The 19,408-nt window shown below is 60.2% G+C and carries 18 protein-coding genes; 8 read left to right on the forward strand and 10 right to left on the reverse strand.

The window, feature by feature from the left end; translation table 11 throughout:
- Positions 1-13 precede the first annotated feature (13 nt).
- Both ASD60_RS03700 and ASD60_RS03705 read right to left on the reverse strand, forming a co-directional pair.
- On the reverse strand, positions 14-373 hold the full coding sequence (locus ASD60_RS03700; RefSeq protein WP_056852691.1) for a PilZ domain-containing protein: 360 nt from the start codon (positions 371-373) through the stop codon (positions 14-16).
- Between the two features lie 244 nt (positions 374-617).
- Entirely contained in the window at positions 618-1,001 is a 384-nt protein-coding gene (locus ASD60_RS03705) for a tetratricopeptide repeat protein (protein WP_056852692.1), read from the reverse strand.
- Positions 1,002-1,173: 172 nt separating this feature from the next.
- Here ASD60_RS03705 and pyk point away from each other — a divergent pair, with 172 nt between their 5' ends.
- Positions 1,174-2,625 (forward strand): pyruvate kinase, encoded by a 1,452-nt coding sequence (gene pyk / locus ASD60_RS03710; protein WP_056852693.1) that lies wholly within the window; start codon positions 1,174-1,176, stop codon positions 2,623-2,625.
- 153 nt (positions 2,626-2,778) lie between these two features.
- Here pyk and ASD60_RS03715 read toward each other — a convergent pair whose 3' ends face one another.
- A complete protein-coding gene (locus tag ASD60_RS03715; protein WP_056852694.1) occupies positions 2,779-3,714 on the reverse strand; it encodes an iron-sulfur-binding ferredoxin reductase in 936 nt (311 codons plus the stop codon).
- A complete protein-coding gene (locus tag ASD60_RS03720; RefSeq protein ID WP_056852695.1) occupies positions 3,707-4,813 on the reverse strand; it encodes a GGDEF domain-containing protein in 1,107 nt (368 codons plus the stop codon). Before ASD60_RS03720 ends, ASD60_RS03715 begins: the two co-directional genes overlap by 8 nt.
- 335 nt (positions 4,814-5,148) lie before the next feature.
- Here ASD60_RS03720 and ASD60_RS03725 point away from each other — a divergent pair, with 335 nt between their 5' ends.
- The 6 genes from ASD60_RS03725 (at position 5,149) to ASD60_RS03755 (ending at position 13,089) form a co-directional block, all read left to right on the forward strand.
- Positions 5,149-6,672, forward strand: coding sequence for a fumarate hydratase (locus ASD60_RS03725; protein ID WP_008061943.1), 1,524 nt, complete (start codon positions 5,149-5,151; stop codon positions 6,670-6,672).
- Positions 6,673-6,903: 231 nt separating this feature from the next.
- Positions 6,904-8,664, forward strand: a complete 1,761-nt coding sequence (locus ASD60_RS03735) for a sensor histidine kinase (protein ID WP_056852697.1) — start codon at positions 6,904-6,906, stop codon at positions 8,662-8,664.
- Entirely contained in the window at positions 8,664-9,989 is a 1,326-nt protein-coding gene (locus ASD60_RS03740; RefSeq protein ID WP_056852698.1) for a sigma-54-dependent transcriptional regulator, read from the forward strand. Before ASD60_RS03735 ends, ASD60_RS03740 begins: the two co-directional genes overlap by 1 nt.
- A gap of 302 nt (positions 9,990-10,291) precedes the next feature.
- Positions 10,292-11,611 carry an MFS transporter gene (locus ASD60_RS03745; protein ID WP_056852699.1) on the forward strand — a complete coding sequence of 440 codons (1,320 nt, stop codon included), beginning with the start codon at positions 10,292-10,294 and terminating at the stop codon, positions 11,609-11,611.
- Between the two features lie 336 nt (positions 11,612-11,947).
- Positions 11,948-12,202, forward strand: a complete 255-nt coding sequence (locus ASD60_RS03750) for a hypothetical protein (RefSeq protein ID WP_056852700.1) — start codon at positions 11,948-11,950, stop codon at positions 12,200-12,202.
- Between the two features lie 257 nt (positions 12,203-12,459).
- Entirely contained in the window at positions 12,460-13,089 is a 630-nt protein-coding gene (locus ASD60_RS03755; protein WP_056852701.1) for a flavin reductase family protein, read from the forward strand.
- Here the strand turns inward: ASD60_RS03755 and ASD60_RS03760 are convergent, their stop codons facing one another.
- Positions 13,090-13,320 carry a hypothetical protein gene (locus ASD60_RS03760; protein ID WP_056852702.1) on the reverse strand — a complete coding sequence of 77 codons (231 nt, stop codon included), beginning with the start codon at positions 13,318-13,320 and terminating at the stop codon, positions 13,090-13,092. It abuts the gene before it with no gap.
- A 41-nt stretch (positions 13,321-13,361) separates the two neighbouring features.
- Positions 13,362-13,715 (reverse strand): antibiotic biosynthesis monooxygenase family protein, encoded by a 354-nt coding sequence (locus ASD60_RS03765; protein ID WP_056852703.1) that lies wholly within the window; start codon positions 13,713-13,715, stop codon positions 13,362-13,364.
- 332 nt (positions 13,716-14,047) lie between these two features.
- Here ASD60_RS03765 and ASD60_RS03770 point away from each other — a divergent pair, with 332 nt between their 5' ends.
- Entirely contained in the window at positions 14,048-14,977 is a 930-nt protein-coding gene (locus ASD60_RS03770; protein ID WP_056852704.1) for an AraC family transcriptional regulator, read from the forward strand.
- Between the two features lie 152 nt (positions 14,978-15,129).
- Here the strand turns inward: ASD60_RS03770 and ASD60_RS03775 are convergent, their stop codons facing one another.
- The 4 genes from ASD60_RS03775 to ASD60_RS03790 form a co-directional block, all read right to left on the reverse strand.
- Positions 15,130-16,185 carry an ABC transporter ATP-binding protein gene (locus ASD60_RS03775; RefSeq protein ID WP_056852705.1) on the reverse strand — a complete coding sequence of 352 codons (1,056 nt, stop codon included), beginning with the start codon at positions 16,183-16,185 and terminating at the stop codon, positions 15,130-15,132.
- 18 nt (positions 16,186-16,203) lie between these two features.
- Positions 16,204-17,052 carry an ABC transporter permease gene (locus tag ASD60_RS03780; RefSeq protein WP_056852706.1) on the reverse strand — a complete coding sequence of 283 codons (849 nt, stop codon included), beginning with the start codon at positions 17,050-17,052 and terminating at the stop codon, positions 16,204-16,206.
- The gene (locus tag ASD60_RS03785) at positions 17,049-17,957 is read right to left on the reverse strand and encodes an ABC transporter permease (RefSeq protein ID WP_056852707.1); all 909 of its coding nucleotides are present in this window, start codon (positions 17,955-17,957) and stop codon (positions 17,049-17,051) included. The genes ASD60_RS03780 and ASD60_RS03785 overlap by 4 nt, the downstream gene beginning before the upstream one ends.
- Positions 17,958-18,162: 205 nt before the next feature.
- Positions 18,163-19,266: an extracellular solute-binding protein gene (locus tag ASD60_RS03790; RefSeq protein WP_056852708.1), complete on the reverse strand. Its 1,104-nt coding sequence runs from the start codon at positions 19,264-19,266 to the stop codon at positions 18,163-18,165.
- Positions 19,267-19,408: the final 142 nt, after the last annotated feature.

Consider the following 19,408-nt stretch of genomic DNA (forward strand, 5'->3'; position numbering starts at 1 on the left):
ATCTTTTGCTTTATCAGGCCGAGGCCGGCAGTGGCAGAAAACTGAAATACTGCCTTAACGCCTCCACCAGTTGCCCATATTCAGGCGGTGCCCGCTGCAGACTGAACCCGGCGTCATAGTGGTGAGGCGTCGCGTCTTCGTGGCACCACAAGCAACACGCCCGCAAGTCAATGACCTGCTGGATGCCGCCGCTGGCGGGGATTTTAAGGCGCAGTTCAAAGTCAGCACCGATCATCATCGGCAACTGACTGATGAGCATCAGTCCATCTTCGGAGACATTGCCCAGAAAACCGATGGGCTTGTCCGTAATGCTGTTGAACACTTTCAGGAAATACGGCAGTTGATGCCGCTCGATCCGGCGGTCAGTAAACATGCTGAATTCGCTACGCAAGGCCCTTAAGCAGAGCCGCACTAATGCTTCGGAACGGACCTGCCGGTGGAACTGAAGTGGCAAGACGGCCCGCTCTCCCCGATCCTGGTGCGACAGTCAATAAACCGCTATCGCTTACTCCTGCCAATCACAGGTGTCACGATGGTTTAGAGAGAACGCTCTAAACCGGTCTATTCGACTATAGCTCACCACCGCCGGTCGGCCAGCTATTGAATGACAACCTGCATCAGAACTGCGTCGGGCGTATTGCCGCGGCACTGCGGGTCGGGTAATGGCCCAGGCTCTGCAAGGTTTCCAGGCGGGCGCGGGCGCGATAGGCGTATTCGCTTTGCGGATACGAGGCGATGATGAATTGGTAAGTCTGGGCCGCATCGATAAACATCTTTTGCCGTTCCAGGCACTGGCCGCGCATCATCGACACTTCCGGCCATACATAAGGCCGCGCCCGGCTGGCGCGCTCGACTTTGGACAATTCGAGCATGACTTGCTCGCAATTGCCCCGCTCATAGGCACTGTAGGCAAGATTCAAATGATGGTTCATCGAGAAACGGGTGCAGCCCGTGACACTGAGGACACTGATGGCAAGGGCGGCAATGAGCACGAATCGCATGGGGGGATCTCCTGTCTTGAACGCTGTATCGACCCGTGAGCGGAAATCTTCAGGCTGCCAGGCGCAAAGTTGTCCGGTTCAATAAAGAAAGCGATAAGTAGTGCAAACGAACAATGACTACAACTTCGCAGCATAGTAGCCTCACCCAGCGCTTGAACTCAGGAGTCTTTGCATGTCCGTCCGTCGTACCAAAATCGTCGCTACCCTTGGCCCGGCCAGTAACTCGCCGGAAGTTCTCGAACAGCTGATTCTGGCTGGCCTGGACGTCGCCCGTCTGAACTTCTCCCACGGCACCCCCGACGAGCATAAGGCTCGCGCCAAGCTGGTGCGTGACCTGGCAGCCAAGCACGGTCGCTTCGTCGCCCTGCTGGGTGACCTGCAAGGCCCGAAAATCCGTATCGCCAAATTCGCCAACAAGAAGATCGAGCTGAAGATCGGTGATCAATTCACCTTCTCCACCAGCCATCCTCTTACCGAAGGCAACCAGCAAGTGGTCGGCATCGACTACCCGGACCTGGTCAAGGACTGTGGCGTGGGCGACGAGCTGCTGCTCGATGACGGTCGCGTGGTGATGCGCGTCGATACCGCCACGGCCACCGAACTGAACTGCACCGTGACCATCGGCGGCCCGCTGTCCGATCACAAAGGCATCAACCGTCGCGGTGGCGGCCTGACTGCCCCGGCCCTGACGGAAAAAGACAAGGCTGACATCAAGCTCGCTGCGGAAATGCAAGTCGACTACCTCGCGGTGTCCTTCCCGCGTGACGCCGCCGACATGGAATACGCCCGTCAACTGCGCGACGAAGCTGGCGGCACCGCCTGGCTGGTGGCGAAGATCGAACGCGCCGAAGCCGTGGCCGACGACGAAACCCTCGATGGCCTGATCAAGGCATCCGACGCCGTGATGGTGGCCCGTGGTGACCTGGGTGTGGAAATCGGCGACGCCGAGCTGGTGGGCATTCAGAAGAAAATCATTCTGCACGCACGCCGCCACAACAAGGCCGTGATCGTCGCGACCCAGATGATGGAGTCGATGATCCAGAACCCGATGCCGACCCGCGCCGAAGTGTCCGACGTAGCCAACGCCGTGCTGGACTACACCGACGCCGTAATGTTGTCGGCTGAAAGTGCTGCCGGCCTGTATCCGCTCGAAGCGGTACAAGCGATGGCACGCATCTGTGTCGGCGCTGAAAAGCATCCGACCAGCAAAACCTCCAGCCACCGCATCGGCAAGGAATTCACCCGCTGCGACGAAAGCATTGCGCTGGCGACCATGTACACCGCCAACCACTTCCCGGGCGTGAAGGCGATCATCGCATTGACCGAAAGTGGTTATACCCCGCTGATCATGTCGCGCATCCGTTCCTCGGTGCCGATCTACGCGTTCACCCCGCACCGCGAAGCCCAGGCCCGCGCGGCGATGTTCCGTGGCGTGTACACCATCCCGTTCGATCCGGCTTCGCTGGCACCGAACGAAGTCAGCCAGAAGGCGATCGACGAGCTGGTCAAACGCGGCGTCGTGGAAAAAGGCGACTGGGTCATCCTGACCAAGGGCGACAGCTACCACACCACCGGTGGCACCAACGGCATGAAGATCCTGCACGTTGGCGACCCGATGGTCTGAGTGACCGAGCGCTGAAAAACAAAAGCCCCGCCATGAGAATGGCGGGGCTTTTTGTTTGCTGATCCAAAGGTTGAGTTGTCAGGGCTGGCGATGGAGCAGGTACTGTCAGCGAAGGTTTAGTGCCGCTTGATAAATCCGGTCAACGTCTGCGGCTCAACCACGTGGCAGGAACACATCGGCCAGCAGTTGATTGCGCGGCAATCCCGCCAGGTACAAGCGCCGGGCAAAGGCGTCGACGCTGTCCGGCGCTCCGCAGAGCAGGGCCAGGGTTTGCCGCGAAACAAGCCGCAGTTGCGCCAGCGCCGCGGGTAATCCGGCCGGGGTCCAGAGCTCGATGCTCAGGTTCGGGCGGCTGGCCGCCATGGCCTGCAGAGGCTTGGCCAGATAATGCTCGTCGGCGTCATGGGCCAGATGAATGACGCGGATTTCGCCTTGGTGATCCTGACGCAGAGCTTCGCGCAGCACACCAAACAACGGTCCCAAGCCAGTGCCGGCGGCCATCAGCCACAGCGGTCGCGTGTGCCAATCGGGGTCATAATGCAGCGCCCCGCCGCGCAATTCGCCGAGGCGCAGCGGATCGCCGATTTTCAACTGACGTGCTGCATCGCTGAACTCACCCGGCAGGCGACAATCGAGGTGAAATTCGAGAAACCGGTCATCCTCGGGCAGGCTGGCGAGGGAGTATGGCCGCGCCACATTACCCGCCCACAACACCAGGTGCTGCCCGGCGCTATAACGCAATGGCCGCTGCGGGATCAGGCGCAAGCGCAGTACGTTGGGGCTCAACCAGTCGAGCGCCGCGACCTCGGCCGGGCGCCCATCCTGCTGCGGGTCGAAGGTGTGCACCTGCAAGTCCTCGACCACCTGGCACTGGCACGCCAGACGCCAACCTTGCTGGCGTTGCTGCGCGCTCAAGGCATCGGGGCGGCTATCGCTCGGCAAGCCTTGCACGCACTGCACCAGGCACGCATGGCAACTGCCGGCGCGACAGCTATAGGGCACCGCCACGCCGTTCTGATTCAGTGCATCAAGCAGATTACTGCCCGCCGCCACCGACCACTGGCGATCACCGACACGTAATTCAGGCATCGACGTTTTCCCACGCCGCCGCGCAACGGTTACGACCGTCACGCTTGGCGCGATAGAGCGCCTGATCGGCTCGCTGCAAGGCGTCGTCGAGGTCATCGCCCAGTTCCAGCAACGTCATGCCCGCCGACAGACTGAGGCTGCCGACATTCAGGCCGAGCAACTCGACATCGGTAAATGCAACCCGCAGTCGCTCACAGCAGGCGGTCAGACTGTCGGCATCGCAATCGGGCAACAACACCACAAACTCTTCGCCACCGTAGCGGGCCAGAACGTCGCCATCACGCAGGCATGCAGTGGCCACGCCGGCAAAGGCTTGCAGCACTTGATCGCCCGCGGCATGACCGTGCAGATCGTTGATCCGCTTGAAGTGATCGAGGTCGATCAGCGCCAGGCCATGCCTGACGCCGGCGTCCATGGCGTTGAGTTCACGGGAGGCCAGGCGCAGGAAGTGCCGGCGATTGAACAGGCCGGTCAGTTCGTCGGTGGCGACCAGGTCTTCGAGCTGGCGCATCATCCCGCGCAGCGTGTCCTGATGCGCCTGCAACGCAAAGCGCCGCTGCCGCATACGGTGTCGCGAAGCCTGGACGTAACCGGCATACAGCACCAGCCAGATCAACACGATCAACAGCACGCACACCTGCAACGCCGTCAGCGCCGGGTCGGCCAGCTGAAAGTGATAGCCCTCCCACAGCGTAATGGCGCTGAAACTGAAGAACACCAGCATCGCGCAGCGTAAAAACGCGCGACGGGACAGATGAAACAGCCCGAACAGCAGGATCAGCACATAAAAGACCAGGAACGCCCCGCGCGCGTCGTCCAGATGGGCGATCGACCAGGTTTGCCAGCCCAGCCCCATCAGCACTTGAGCTTCCGTGAGGCTGGGGTCGGCGAAGCGCAGGTTGCAGCCGCTATAGAACAGGGCGAACAACGTGCCCTGGCTGATCACCACCAGTGCGCTGCCGATGGCCACGCTGGCCAGGGATTGCTGATAGTGACCGGTAAAAAACGCCAGCCACAGCAACAGCAAAGCCAGGGCATAGGTGCCGGCTGCCAGGGCAAAACGTTTGAGCAACAGTCGCTGGATGGCGTTATGGGTCAATCGTTGACTCACCGAATGAAGGCTGACAGAGCGTCCTACTCTACAGACCGGGTGTCACTTTAGTGGGGCGGCCGATAAATGACCATTCAATTTTCGGTCGGATAAATGGCGTCAAATCCATGGCTGAAAAATCACCTGGATTCACGCGGCTGCCTATGCGACCAACGTTTGACTACCGGCGCGTGTGCCCTTGGACGAGGCGCGTTATACTGCCGCGCCTTTTTAGCGTCGCGCCAGCATGCCCGGCGTGCCTTGAAAGGTGCTTGCAACCGACCGATGCACCCAAGCTGCAAGCACCTTATTGAATGTTCCCGTCTTTTAGAGGAGCGCGACTCATGACCGTGATCAAGCAAGACGACCTGATTCAGAGCGTTGCCGACGCCCTGCAGTTCATTTCCTATTACCACCCCGTGGATTTCATCCAGGCGATGCACGAAGCCTACCTGCGCGAAGAATCGCCAGCGGCCCGTGATTCGATGGCGCAGATCCTGATCAACTCGCGCATGTGCGCCACCGGCCACCGTCCGATCTGCCAGGACACCGGCATCGTTACCGTGTTTGTCCGCGTGGGCATGGACGTGCGCTGGGATGGCGCGACCATGGGCCTGGACGACATGATCAACGAAGGCGTGCGTCGTGCCTACAACCTGCCGGAAAACGTCCTGCGTGCCTCGATCCTCGCCGACCCGGCGGGCGCTCGTAAAAACACCAAGGACAACACCCCGGCCGTGATCCACTACTCCATCGTTCCGGGTAACACCGTGGAAGTGGACGTGGCGGCCAAGGGCGGCGGTTCCGAAAACAAGTCGAAGATGGCCATGCTCAACCCGTCCGACTCGATCGTCGACTGGGTGCTCAAGACCGTTCCGACCATGGGCGCCGGCTGGTGCCCACCAGGCATGCTCGGCATCGGCATCGGCGGCACCGCCGAGAAAGCCGCCGTCATGGCCAAGGAAGTGTTGATGGAGTCCATCGACATTCACGAACTCAAGGCCCGTGGTCCACAGAACCGCATCGAAGAAATGCGCCTGGAGCTGTTCGAGAAGGTCAACCAGTTGGGCATCGGTGCCCAGGGCCTTGGTGGCCTGACCACCGTGCTCGACGTGAAGATCATGGATTACCCGACCCACGCCGCGTCCTTGCCGGTGTGCATGATCCCGAACTGCGCCGCTACCCGTCACGCGCACTTCGTGCTCGACGGTTCCGGCCCGGCCTCGCTGGAAGCGCCACCGCTGGATGCCTACCCGGAAATCGTCTGGGAAGCAGGCCCGTCGGCCCGTCGCGTCAATCTCGACACCCTGACCCCGGAAGAAGTGCAGAGCTGGAAGCCGGGCGAAACCGTCCTGCTCAACGGCAAGATGCTCACCGGCCGCGATGCTGCGCACAAGCGCATGGTCGAGATGCTGAACAAAGGTGAAACCCTGCCGGTCGATCTGAAAGGTCGCTTCATCTATTACGTCGGCCCGGTTGATCCGGTGCGCGAAGAAGTGGTTGGCCCGGCTGGCCCGACCACCGCAACGCGGATGGACAAGTTCACCCGTCAGATCCTCGAGCAAACCGGCCTGCTGGGCATGATCGGCAAATCCGAGCGCGGCCCGACCGCCATCGACGCGATCAAGGACCACAAAGCCGTTTACCTGATGGCAGTCGGCGGCGCGGCTTACCTGGTGGCGCAAGCGATCAAGAAATCCCGCGTAGTGGCTTTCGCCGAACTGGGCATGGAAGCGATCTACGAGTTCGACGTAAAAGACATGCCTGTGACCGTTGCGGTCGACAGCAAGGGCGAGTCGGTACACATCACCGGTCCTGCCATCTGGCAGCAAAAGATCAGTGAAAGCCTGGCGGTGGAAGTGCAGTAAGCGCTTAGACTGCCCCGCAGGAAAAGGCGACCGGAGCTGTGCTCCTGTCGCCTTTTTTATTGCCACACTCCCCTGCAGGAACGAGCCTGCTCGCGATGGACGCAAAGGCACCGCGCTCATTCAGGCAGCCCGCGTCATCGTTGACGTCCATCGCGAGCAGGCTCGCTTCTACAGGGGATCGCGTGGCCATGTTATGGTGCGCCCCCTCCGTTCCCCCGTGTGTAATGCAGCATGTTCGAGTTTTCTCGCCCCTTGCGCCTGACGGTCTATACCGTCGTCATCATCGCCGGCGCCGCCCTCGTTGCCACGTTGGCCATGCGCCATACCGTGCGCCAATCTATGATCGAAGACGCGGCACGGGCCAATCAGCAATTGGCGCTGTATGCCACATCGTTGCATACGCTGATCGAACGTTACCGCGCCCTGCCCTCGGTGCTGGCGCTGGACCCTCAATTGCGCGACGCCCTCAAAGGCCCGGTGAGCCCCGAGCAGCAGGATGTGCTGAACCGTAAACTCGAAAAAATCAACGGTGCGGCCGACTCTTCGACCCTGGAATTGCTCGACCGTACGGGGCTGGCCGTGGCGGCAAGCAACTGGCGTTTGCCCAGCAGTTATGTCGGCCACAACTATGGTTTTCGGCCCTATTTCAGCCAGACCCGCACCCAAGGCACCGGGCGTTTTTATGCCGTGGGCGTGACCAGTGGCATTCCCGGTTACTTCCTGTCGAGCGCCGTCACTAACGACGACGGCCAGTTTCTCGGCGCCATGGTGGTGAAACTGGAGTTTCCGGAACTGGAACGCGAATGGCGCCAGGGCAGCGACACGTTGCTGGTCAGCGACGCCCGCGGGGTCATCTTCATTGCCAATCAACCGGGATGGCGCTATCGCCATTTACAGCCACTCACTGCCAGCGATCACGCCGAGCTCAAGGCGACCCGCCAATACGACAAGCAACCGCTGATGCCGCTGGACTACCAAGTGCTGCGCCACTTCGACGACAACAGTGCGCTGACACGGGTCAATGGCCCGGACGGCCGTGCCGATTACCTGTGGGAATCGCTGCCGCTCGCCGCCGAAGGCTGGACGTTGCACTTGCTGCGCCGTCCGCAGGTGGCCTTCGAGGACAGCCGCAACGCCGCGCTTGCCGCTGCCGGGTTGTGGCTGACGGTGGTGTTTCTGCTGCTGTTTCTCCACCAGCGCTGGCGCCTGGCGAAGATACGCCAACGCAGCCGCGAAGAACTTGAACAACTGGTGGAGGAGCGCACCCGCGATTTGCGCACCGCCCAGGAAGGCCTGGTGCAATCAGCCAAGCTCGCCGCCCTCGGTCAGATGTCGGCGGCACTGGCCCATGAAATCAATCAGCCACTGACGGCCCAGCGCATGCAACTGGCTACTTTGCGTCTGCTGCTCGATCATGGCCGCGTCGATGAAGCGTACCAGGCGCTCAAACCGCTGGACGACATGCTGACCCGCATGGCCGCCCTCACCGGGCACTTGAAAACCTTCGCCCGCAAAAGCCCCAGCGGCTTGCGCGAACGCCTGGACCTGGCGGCGGTGGTCGACCAGTCATTGCAATTGCTCGACACTCGCTTGCGCGACGAGCAAGTCAGCACCGTGCTGCATATGACGCGTCCGGCATGGGTGCGCGGGGATGCGATTCGCCTGGAGCAGGTGTTGATCAATCTGCTGCGCAACGCCCTCGATGCAATGCAGGATAAACCCTGCAAACGCCTGGAAATCCGTCTCCAGGCTGATGAACAATTGTGGCGACTGAGCGTCATCGACAATGGCAGCGGCATCGCAGAAGAAAATCTGCCCAAGGTGTTCGATCCGTTTTTCACCACCAAACCCGTGGGCGATGGGCTGGGCATCGGCCTGGCCGTTTCGTTCGCCATCGTTCACGAAGCGGGCGGGCGATTGACCGCGGATAATCACGGTAATGGCGCAGTGTTCACCCTGACCTTGCCGATCGACCTGGAGGCCCAAGGCTGATGCTCAATTCTGTGATGGTGGTCGACGACGAAAGCAGCATTCGCAGCGCCGTCGAGCAATGGCTGAGCCTGTCCGGTTTTGACGTGCAATTGTTCAGCCGCGCCGAAGAGTGCCTGGCGCAGCTGCCCAGGCATTTTGCCGGGGTGATTCTCAGTGACGTGCGCATGCCCGGAATGAGCGGCCTGGAACTGCTGGCCGAAGTGCAACGCCGCGACGCTGACCTGCCGGTGATACTGCTGACCGGTCACGGCGATGTACCGATGGCCGTCGACGCCATGCGCGATGGCGCCTATGACTTTCTCGAGAAACCTTTCAGCCCGGAAACCTTGCTCGGCAGCCTGCGCCGGGCGCTGGACAAGCGTCGCCTGGTACTGGAAAACCGCGCCCTGCATGAGCAGGCGGACAACCGCGCCAAGCTCGATGCCACACTGCTCGGTGTGTCCCGTGGCTTGCAGACTTTGCGTCGACAGGTACTGGATCTGGCGTCGTTGCCGGTCAATGTGTTGATCCGCGGTGAAACCGGTAGCGGCAAGGAATTGGTTGCCCGCTGCCTGCACGACTTCGGCCCACGGGCCGACAAACCCTTTGTCGCGCTCAACTGCGCGGCAATCCCTGAGCAGCTGTTCGAAGCCGAACTGTTCGGCCACGAAAGCGGTGCGTTCACCGGGGCACAAGGCAAGCGTATCGGTAAGCTCGAATACGCCGACGGCGGCACGCTGTTCCTCGATGAAATCGAAAGCATGCCGCTGGCGCAGCAGGTGAAACTGCTGCGGGTGTTGCAGGAACAAAAGCTGGAGCGATTGGGCTCGAACCAGAGTATCCGGGTAGACCTGCGCATCATCGCCGCGACCAAACCGGACCTGCTTGATGAAGCGCGGGCCGGTCGTTTTCGCGAAGATCTGGCCTATCGGTTGAACGTCGCTCAATTGCGTCTGCCGCCCTTGCGCGAACGCCGTGAAGACATACCGTTGCTGTTCGAATCCTTCGCGCAGAACGCTGCCGAACGCCTGGGACGCAAATTTCCACCGTTGAGCGGCGCGCAGCTGAGCCATCTGCTGAGTCATGACTGGCCGGGCAACGTGCGCGAACTGGCCAACGTCGCCGAGCGCCAGGTCCTGGGCCTTGATGAGCCGGAGCTGTTGGCCGTCGAACCCGGGCAGTCACTGGCAGCGCAACAGGAGGCTTTTGAAGCGCAGTGCCTGCGCGCGGCGCTGATGCGGCACAAAGGCGATGTGAAATCGGTGCTTGAAGAACTGCAACTGCCGCGCCGGACCTTCAATGAAAAGATGCAGCGGCACGGGTTGACCCGAGAGATGTTCCTGTAGCGTCTGGACAGACCTCATTTTTGATCGTTCCCACGCTCCGCGTGGGAATGCCTCAACGGACGCTCCGCGTTCGGCTTTTGGGACGCGGAGCGTCCCGGGCTGCATTCCCACGCGGAGCGTAGGAACGATCTGTTTCGGCGGAAATCCGCTTCTCGCCCTGCACGCCATAAGCGGATTTCCGCTCATAAAACCTGCCTACCCCTTCTAAACCGGCCCTCTCGCCGTTGGCACAGCTCCTGCTATAGCCCCGGCAGCCTGCGTTTACGCGCGCCTCATAAAATAATTAAACGAAGGATCCTTCAATGGATAACTCCAGTTCCCTGCCCCGTGGGTCGGCTGCCGTGTCGACAAAACAACGCACCACCTCCAGCCGTATCAAATCGATCTTCAGTGGCTCCGTCGGCAACATGGTCGAATGGTATGACTGGTACGTCTACGCCGCTTTCTCCCTGTACTTCGCCAAGACCTTCTTCCCCAAAGGCGACACCACTGCACAATTGCTGAACACCGCGGCGATCTTCGCCGTGGGCTTCCTGATGCGCCCGATCGGCGGCTGGCTGATGGGCCTGTACGCCGACAAGGTCGGACGCAAAAAGGCCCTGATGGCCTCCGTCTACCTGATGTGCTTCGGCTCGCTGCTGATCGCCCTGAGCCCTGGCTATGAAACCATCGGTATCGGTGCGCCGATCCTGCTGGTATTCGCCCGGTTGCTGCAGGGCCTGTCGGTGGGTGGCGAATACGGCACCTCCGCCACTTACCTCAGCGAGATGGCAACCAAGGAGCGTCGTGGCTTCTTCTCCAGCTTCCAGTACGTGACCCTGATTTCCGGTCAGCTCATAGCACTGGGCGTGTTGATCGTGCTGCAGAACCTGCTGACCACCGAAGAGTTGTACGCCTGGGGCTGGCGCATTCCGTTCGCCATCGGCGCGCTGTGCGCAGTGGTCGCGCTCTACCTGCGTCGCGGCATGGAAGAAACCGAATCGTTCACCAAGAAAGAAAAGGCCAAGGAAAGCGCCATGCGCACCTTGATGCGCCATCCGAAGGAACTGATGACCGTGGTCGGCCTGACCATGGGCGGTACGCTGGCGTTCTACACCTACACCACCTACATGCAGAAGTACCTGGTGAACACCGTCGGCATGAGCATCTCCGACTCCACCACCATTTCCGCCGCCACGTTGTTCCTGTTCATGTGCCTGCAACCGGTCATCGGTGGGCTGTCGGATAAAATCGGTCGTCGGCCGATCCTGATTGCCTTCGGCATTCTGGGAACGCTGTTCACCGTGCCGATCCTCACTACCCTGCACACCATCACCACCTGGTGGGGCGCGTTCTTCCTGATCATGGCGGCACTGATCATTGTCAGCGGCTACACCTCGATCAACGCCGTGGTAAAGGCCGAACTGTTCCCTACCGAAATCCGCGCCCTGGGCGTGGGCCTGCCGTACGCACTGACCGTATCGATCTTCGGCGGTACCGCTGAATACATCGCACTGTGGTTCAAGAGCATCGGCATGGAAACCGGTTACTACTGGTATGTCACCGCGTGCATCGCCGTGTCGTTGCTGGTGTACATCACCATGAAAGACACCCGCAAGCATTCGCGGATCGTCACGGACTAAGTCCAGGCGCGCTTCAGCAAAAAGGGCAGACCTTCGGGTCTGCCCTTTTTTTTGAAAAACACACTGCCGACATTCGCGGCCATTGATTAAACAATTTGTTAACGACACACCACGGCAGATTAATCACGAGTTAATGCTTGCTGACCATCCTCAAACGGCCTGATCGATCAAGTGCGATACGCCCATTCAGTCCCTGAAAGCGGAACCGTCTGACGGCTTTAATATCTACTTAATCGATTGTTTTTAGCATTATTTTGCGCTTTTTAATCAGTTTAACTGGCGTAGCATGAAACCCATGCCCAAGACACACCACGCCAAAGAATCTGGAGAATGAAGATGAAAACCAAACTGTTCCTCGCCATCGCCCTGTCCGTACTGGCCGCCAACACCTTCGCCGCCGACGGTTTCGACCGCACCGGTTCCGCCGTTGCAGCAGATGGCTACGATCGCACCGGCTCCGCTACTGTCGCCGCTGACGGCTATGACCGTACTGGCTCCGCCACCGTTGCTGAAGACGGCTACGACCGCACCGGCGGCGCCACTGTCGCTGAAGATGGTTATGACCGCACCGGCGGTGCGTCCGTCAGCTAAATCCCAATCCACGGCACCATAGCCCGGCTTCGGCCGGGCCTGGTCTTTTCCAGAGCATTGAAAATTTGTGCACTGATCACAAAATCTGTAGGAGCGAGCCTGCTCGCGATGACTGACTGTCAGTCGATTGAGATGTTGAATGACGGACCGCATCGCGAGCAGGCTCGCTCCTACAGGATTTTTTTCTGACTGGAAATTAGCGGTTTGCCCTTGCACTATGACGCTCTTGCGAATCAAGTCCTCAGGAACAAAAGCCTATGCCCGACGACATCCACTACTACGAACCCGGCAACGGCCACGGCCTGCCCCACGATCCATTCAACGCGATCGTAGGCCCGCGCCCCATCGGCTGGATTTCTTCCCAGGATGCCGAAGGCCGCTTGAACCTGGCGCCGTACAGCTTTTTCAACGCTTTCAACTACATTCCGCCGATCATCGGGTTCTCCAGCGTCGGGCGCAAAGACAGCCTGAACAACATTGAACAGACCGGCGAGTTCGCCTGGAACCTGGCTACTCGGCCATTGGCCGAACAGATGAACCAGAGTTGCGCCATGGTCGAGCCGCAAGTCGATGAATTCGAATTGTCCGGGCTGACCCCCGTGGCGTCGAAAATCATTCAGGTGCCGCGAGTTGCCGAAAGCCCGGTGTCTTTCGAATGCAAGGTCACGCAGATCATTCAGTTGCAACGAGCGGACGGCGATGTGGTGCCGAGTTGGCTGATCCTCGGCGAAGTGGTCGCCGTGCATATCGCCAAATGGCTGCTGAAGGATGGGGTATACGACACCGCCGCGGCAGAACCGATTCTGCGCGGCGGCGGGCCAGCGGATTACTTCCAGCTGGGACCTGAGGCATTGTTCAAAATGTACCGCCCGGGAGCGGTGAAGTAATTACCAGATCAGTTCGCCGTCTTCGCCAACGCCCTTGAGATGGGTCAGTTGCAGGGCGGCGGCTTCGTCCGCTTCCTTGGCGGTCTTGAAGGTCTGCTCTTCCAGCAGTTTGTTGAAACGAGGCGCACCGGAGCCGCCAATGGCTTTGGTCGCGATTGCCGCGTAATACCCGCCTTCACGGGGGATTACGGCCGATACTGCTTCGAAGGTTTCAAAGGCTTTGCGTGCCATGTCGCGCATCCTGGCTGGTTGAGAATGCAGCCATTAAACCCTCAACCGGCCAGTTTGTGTACCGCTACCCCGGACTGACGCAAGGCCTGCGCCTGCGAGACATCCTTGAAGGTATGGAAATCCAGGCTGTTGACCACCAGTTCATGCACCAGCTCGGCAAAAATCTCCATGGCCGGGGTGTTGAAATACGCGGTCATCGCCTGTTGATTGCTCCAGAAGCCGGACACCAGCCACAGATCCGGATCGCATTGTGAGTGTTGCAAGGTAAAGCTCAGGCAGCCTGGCGCTGCACGGGACGGCTCGATCAACGCGCTCAGGCGCAAACCGAGTTCTTGTGAACGCCCGGCGCGCGCTCGAACGAAAGCCATATGACTGACAGGGATCTGCTTGGACATGGTTCAACCCTCCCGGGGAGTCGAGTGGCAGCCGGGGGACGGGCTGCGACAGGATCAAAGGTTAAGGGCCACTGCGGGTTTTCCGTTAGTCGATTTCTGCCGCCGCGTTGCACAATCCTGCGAAAGTACGCGGGCTGCCTGCAACATTGTGTAAAACACTGTCACGGCTCTGCCTTCTGAGTTTCAAGCAACTTTGGGGCTCTACGCTCTCGCTTGCGGGGTCGAAAAAACATCCTCATGCAGAATCAGGCAAGCATTCGACAGAATGTGTCTACCACCGCGGCTTGCACAAACATATGCTTTGCCCCTTCACCTTGCCGAGGATGCCTTGCATGTCGTCACTCGATCACTTTGAAGCTGCGCTGGACATCGAGATGGAGAAACAGCGTGCGGAACTGGCGGCGATCATTCGTCGCAACACCGCGGAAGATGGCAGTTATGCCACCGCTGTGGGCTCGCTGTTCATGTCACGCCATAGTCAAAACCACGAATTCGCCCCGGTGCTCGCGCAACCCGCGCTGTGCATCATGGCCCAGGGCCGCAAGGAAGTACGGCTGGCCGATGAGTTCTTCAATTACGACCCGCTCAATTACCTGGTGGTCTCGGTCTCGATGCCGCTCAGTGGTCGAGTGGTGAATGTTTCGGCCGAGGAGCCGATCCTGGCTGTGCGGCTGGACATCGACCCCGCAGAAATCTCCGCGCTGATTGCCGACGCCGGCCCGATCGGTGTGCCAACCCGCCCGACCGGACGCGGCTTGTACGTCGAACGGCTGGACAGCGCGATGCTCGACGCCGTGCTACGCCTGGCACGCTTGCTCGACACGCCGAAAGACATCGCCATGCTCGCGCCCCTGATTCGTCGGGAAATTCTCTATCGGCTGTTGCGCAGCAAGCAGGGGCACAGGTTGTACGAAATCGCCATTGCCAATAGCCAGAGCCATCGCATCAGCCAGGCGATCAAATGGCTCAATGGCAACTTCGAACAGCCACTGCGCATCGATGATCTGGCCAAAGAGGTGAACTTGAGCGTGTCGACGCTGCACCACCGCTTCAAGGCGATGACGGCGATGAGTCCGCTGCAGTATCAGAAACAGCTGCGCCTGCAGGAAGCGCGGCGTTTGATGCTGGCGGAAGGCTTGGAGGCTTCGGCGGCCGGGTATCGCGTGGGGTATGAAAGCCCCTCGCAGTTCAGCCGGGAGTACAGTCGGTTGTTCGGGGCTCCACCCTTGAGGGATTTGGCGCGGTTGCGTTTGAGCGTCTGATCCAGATTTTTTGTTGTTACAGCTGACGCCATCGCTGGCAAGCCAGCTCCCACACTGATTGTGGGTGGTCACACGTTAGTGTGAACACCGCCGAGCCCTGTGGGAGCTGGCTTGCCAGCGATGAGGCCATTTGAGGCAATACAAACCCTGGATCAGGCGCCGAGTACCCGACAAGCCTCGGCAGGAAGGGTCACCGACACCGGATGCCCGACGCTCAAACCGAATCCCTGACACGGCGTGCTCAGCGCAGTGAACGTCACCCCGGAACACTCCACCGTCGTCTCGATGGTCGCGCCGATATCGCGCACAAACGTCACCTTGCCCAGCAAGCGGTTGCCCGCCGTGGCCTGAGGGGCCGACAGTTGCAGGTCTTCCGGGCGGATCAGCATCTTCACTTTCTCGCCAACCACGATGCTGCTGCAGATTGGCACCTTCAGCGCGTCCCCGCCCGGCAAACTGACCTGGCCGTTGCCCAGTACCGTGGCCGGGAAAATATTGCCGGAGCCGATGAAATCCGCAACGAATTCGTTGGCCGGATGACGGTAAATCTCGATTGGCGTACCCACCTGCTGCACCTTGTGCTCACCCAGCACCACGACGATATCGGCCATGGTCATGGCCTCGCGCTGGTCGTGGGTGACCATGATGGTGGTGATGTTCAGACGCTGTTGCAGCTGACGGATTTCCACCTGCATCGACTCACGCAACTTGGCATCGAGCGCCGACAGCGGCTCGTCAAGCAAAAGGATTTTCGGGTGCGAAGCAATCGCCCGGGCAATCGCCACGCGCTGGCGTTGGCCGCCCGAGAGTTTGGCGACCGGACGATTGATCATCGGTTGCAGCTGGATCAACTCCAGCAACTCCACCACCCGCGCCTGCTGGTCAGCCTTGCTGACCCCACGCAGTTTCAGCGGGTAGGCGATGTTTTCCCCTACCGTCATGTGCGGGAACAATGCCAGGGACTGAAACACCATGCCGAAATTACGCAGGTGCGCCGGGGTATGGCCAATGTCTTCACCGTCGAGGCGTATCTCGCCGCCGCTCAGGGTTTCCAGCCCGGCAATCATGCGCAGCAACGTGGTTTTGCCACAGCCCGAAGGACCGAGGAAACACACCAGTTTGCCCTCGGGCAAATGCAGGTTTACATCTTTTACCGCGCAGGCCGAGCCGTAATGTTTCTCGACGTTTTCCAAAATCAGACCAGACATAAGAATCACCTCAAGAAATCAGAACGAAACGCCACCTTCACCGACCAGTTTTTCGAGTGCCCAAATCAGGACAAAGTCGATCAACACGATCAGCACGGCAAACGAAAAAACGGTGGGGTCGAGCGAAGACACAGTGCGGCTGTACATCCAGATCGGCACGGTCATCACATCGATGGTGTAGAGGAAATAGGTCACGGTGAATTCGTTGAACGAGACGATGAACGCCAGCAGCATGCCCGCCAGGATCCCCGACTTCATCAACGGCACCACCACATCGACAATCGCCCGCAGCGGTGAGGCGCCGAGCATCTGTGCGGCCTCCTCGACTTCACTGCCGATGGAAAGCATGGCCGCCGTGCAGTTCTTCACCACGAACGGCAACGCCAGGATGACGTGGGCAATCACCAATCGCGAGGTGGTCATGTGGAACGGCAGGCTGTCGAACACCAGCAACAATGCCAGCCCCAACACCACCATCGGGAATACCAGTGGCAACGACATCAGTTGCAGTGCCACGGCCTTGCCGCGGAACTCGCAACGGGTCAATGCGTACGCTGCCGGCACCGCGATGATCGTGGCGAAGACCATGGTCAGGCACGACACCATGAGGCTGGTGGTCATGGCCTGGCCAAGGCTCAACACGTCGCTGGAATCCGGCGAGACGAAGGTGTGCCAGGCGGCCTTGTACCATTGCAGGCTGTAGCTGCTCGGCGGGAAATCAAGGTTCGATGCGCCACTGAAGGACATGACGATCATGGTCAGGATCGGCAGCACCGCCAGCAGCAGAATGAAGCCGGAAAGGATGCCGGCGAACTTGCCGGTCTCGCCGGGCAACAGCCCATAACGCTTCTTGGTCAGGGTACTCATTGCGAAGCCTCCAGCATGCGTCGACGACGGCCGGTTATGTATTCGGACAAGGTCATGATCGCCAGTGTCGTGACGATCAGCACCACACCGGCAGCGGATGCGGCGGGCCAGTTCATCAGCGGGGCGATCTGGTCATGCACCATCACCGCCAGCATCGGCACTCGACGGCCACCGAGCAGCAGCGGCACCACGAAACTGCTGGCGTTGTAGGCGAACACCAACGTTGCACCGGTAATGATCCCCGGCAGGCTCATTGGCAATACCACTTGGCGGAACACCTGGAAGCGACTGGCGCCGAGGGTCGCGGCGGCTTCTTCGTAGCTGCGGGCGACACCGCGCATGGCGCTGGCGATCGGCAACACGGCCAATGGAAACGCGGTTTGCACCAGGCCCATCAACACGCCGTTCTGGTTGTACAGCAGCATGATGGGACGCTTGATCAGGCCCAGCCCCATCAGTGCCTGGTTGAGCATGCCGCCCGGGCCGAGAATCACCAGCCAGCCGTAGCTTTGCAGCAACAGGTTGACCAACAACGGCAACAGCACCGCCGCCAGGAAGATCCGACGCACGAACGGTGAGGTCAGTCGCGACATGGTGTAGGCCACCGGGATCGCCAGGATCACGGCGATCACCGCGCTGATCAACGCCAGGCGCAGGGTCAGCATCAGGGATTTGAGGTAGTAGGGTTCCAGCAATTGGGCGTAACTGGCCAGGCTGAACCCGGACCATTCCGCGCCTTTGGTGCCCACGCTCATGCGCAGTACCAACAGGCTCGCGGCAATCAGCACGCCGAGAAACAGCATCGACGGTGTCAGGAAAAACCAGGCACGCGCGGTCGGCGAAACACCGCGATTGGCGCGCGTGGGCACGGCACTCACCGGGTGGGTTAGAGGTTGGTGTTCCATAGCAAAGGGTCTCGTCAATGGAAAGCAGCAAGACTGAGATCGAGCAAGAACCTGTGGCGAGGGAGCTTGCTCCCGCTGGGTCGCTTAGCGACCCCAATCACCCACCGCGTTGGTTCTGATAGAACGCGGAGCCTGGTTATGCGGCTGCTGCGCAGCCGAGCGGGAGCAAGCTCCCTCGCCACAAAAAATCCTTGAACCTCAGAAATCAGGAAGAAAAGATTTCCGTGTAACGACGAATCCATTGGTCATGCACAGTCGCCAGGAAAGCGTTGTCGTGCATGATCGCCTTCTCGGCAATCTGCTCCGGCGTGAGGATGTACGGGCTCTTGCGCGCTTCGGCGGAGATGATCGCCTTGGCGTTGACCGGACCGTTGTAGATGTCCTCAGCCATCTTGCCCTGCACCAGCGGGTCCAGAGAATGGTTGATGAAGGCATACGCCATGTCGGTGTCGCCCGGACGATTCTTCGGCATCACCGACAGCATCAGGTCGGTGTAGAAACCTTCCTTCATGCCGAACGTGGCGCCCAGGCCGTAGTTCGGATCGCGGATCTGTTTCGGGAAGAACGCCGGCGCGTACAGGCCACCCATGTCCAGGGAACCGGTGCGGAACAGTTCGGCGATCTGGTTCGGGTTTTCACCCAGGGTTACCACGCGATCTTTCAGTTCGGCGAGTTTCTTGAAGCCAGGCTCGATGTTGTGCTCGTCACCGCCGGCCAGTTTGGCAGCGATGATGATCAGGTCCATGGCCTCGGTCCAGTTCGGTGGCGGCAGGAAGATGTTCGGTGCCGCGTCGGCGTCCCACAGGGAGGCGTAGCTGGTCGGCGCTTCTTTCTGGGTGCGCGTGCTGTAGACCAGACTGTTGCACCAGAGCAGGTAACCGATGCCGTGACCATTGGCGCCGGTGCGGTATTTTTCCGGCACATCGACGATGTTGGGGATGCGGTTGAGGTCGGGCTTTTCCAACAGGTTGGCGGCGGCCAGACCTTCGGCGCCGACGCCGGCCAGGGTGATGATGTCGTACTGCGGGCGATCACCGCCGGCCTTGAGTTTGGCGACCATTTCCGAGGTACTGCCGGTGCGGTCGGCGATGACCTTGCAGCCGTACTTGTCTTCGAATGTCGCAGCGATATTGCGCAATGCAGCCAGGCCGGTGTCATCCGACCAGGTCAGTAGGCGCAGGGTCTTGCCGGTGAAGCGGGTATCGCTGGCATTGGCCTTGACGAACGGCAAGCTCATGGCGGCCGCTGCAACCGAGGCTACGCCCACGGTCTTGATGAATTGACGTCTGTTCAGATCATGCTCGCCCATTACGGACTCCCTTTGTTTTTGTAGGTATAAGGCAGGTCGAAACTGTTGCATCCGCGCGACTGGATCAGCGTTTACCCCTCGTATTTTCGGGGGCTTTACCGGGCCAGCGAGTTCATCCTGAAGTCGTGTAAAACAGCTGACT

The sequence above is a fragment of the Pseudomonas sp. Root562 genome, from assembly GCF_001427125.1.
GTDB lineage: Bacteria > Pseudomonadota > Gammaproteobacteria > Pseudomonadales > Pseudomonadaceae > Aquipseudomonas.

Bases quoted from the DNA above. Each gene is read 5' to 3' on its own strand.
- ASD60_RS03700 (WP_056852691.1), bottom strand. From the start codon at position 373: ATGTTTACTGACCGCCGGATCGAGCGGCATCAACTGCCGTATTTCCTG.
- ASD60_RS03705 (WP_056852692.1), bottom strand. From the start codon at position 1,001: ATGCGATTCGTGCTCATTGCCGCCCTTGCCATCAGTGTCCTCAGTGTC.
- pyk (WP_056852693.1), top strand. From the start codon at position 1,174: ATGTCCGTCCGTCGTACCAAAATCGTCGCTACCCTTGGCCCGGCCAGT.
- ASD60_RS03715 (WP_056852694.1), bottom strand. From the start codon at position 3,714: ATGCCTGAATTACGTGTCGGTGATCGCCAGTGGTCGGTGGCGGCGGGC.
- ASD60_RS03725 (WP_008061943.1), top strand. From the start codon at position 5,149: ATGACCGTGATCAAGCAAGACGACCTGATTCAGAGCGTTGCCGACGCC.
- ASD60_RS03735 (WP_056852697.1), top strand. From the start codon at position 6,904: ATGTTCGAGTTTTCTCGCCCCTTGCGCCTGACGGTCTATACCGTCGTC.
- ASD60_RS03740 (WP_056852698.1), top strand. From the start codon at position 8,664: ATGCTCAATTCTGTGATGGTGGTCGACGACGAAAGCAGCATTCGCAGC.
- ASD60_RS03745 (WP_056852699.1), top strand. From the start codon at position 10,292: ATGGATAACTCCAGTTCCCTGCCCCGTGGGTCGGCTGCCGTGTCGACA.
- ASD60_RS03750 (WP_056852700.1), top strand. From the start codon at position 11,948: ATGAAAACCAAACTGTTCCTCGCCATCGCCCTGTCCGTACTGGCCGCC.
- ASD60_RS03755 (WP_056852701.1), top strand. From the start codon at position 12,460: ATGCCCGACGACATCCACTACTACGAACCCGGCAACGGCCACGGCCTG.
- ASD60_RS03760 (WP_056852702.1), bottom strand. From the start codon at position 13,320: ATGGCACGCAAAGCCTTTGAAACCTTCGAAGCAGTATCGGCCGTAATC.
- ASD60_RS03765 (WP_056852703.1), bottom strand. From the start codon at position 13,715: ATGTCCAAGCAGATCCCTGTCAGTCATATGGCTTTCGTTCGAGCGCGC.
- ASD60_RS03770 (WP_056852704.1), top strand. From the start codon at position 14,048: ATGTCGTCACTCGATCACTTTGAAGCTGCGCTGGACATCGAGATGGAG.
- ASD60_RS03775 (WP_056852705.1), bottom strand. From the start codon at position 16,185: ATGTCTGGTCTGATTTTGGAAAACGTCGAGAAACATTACGGCTCGGCC.
- ASD60_RS03780 (WP_056852706.1), bottom strand. From the start codon at position 17,052: ATGAGTACCCTGACCAAGAAGCGTTATGGGCTGTTGCCCGGCGAGACC.
- ASD60_RS03785 (WP_056852707.1), bottom strand. From the start codon at position 17,957: ATGGAACACCAACCTCTAACCCACCCGGTGAGTGCCGTGCCCACGCGC.
- ASD60_RS03790 (WP_056852708.1), bottom strand. From the start codon at position 19,266: ATGGGCGAGCATGATCTGAACAGACGTCAATTCATCAAGACCGTGGGC.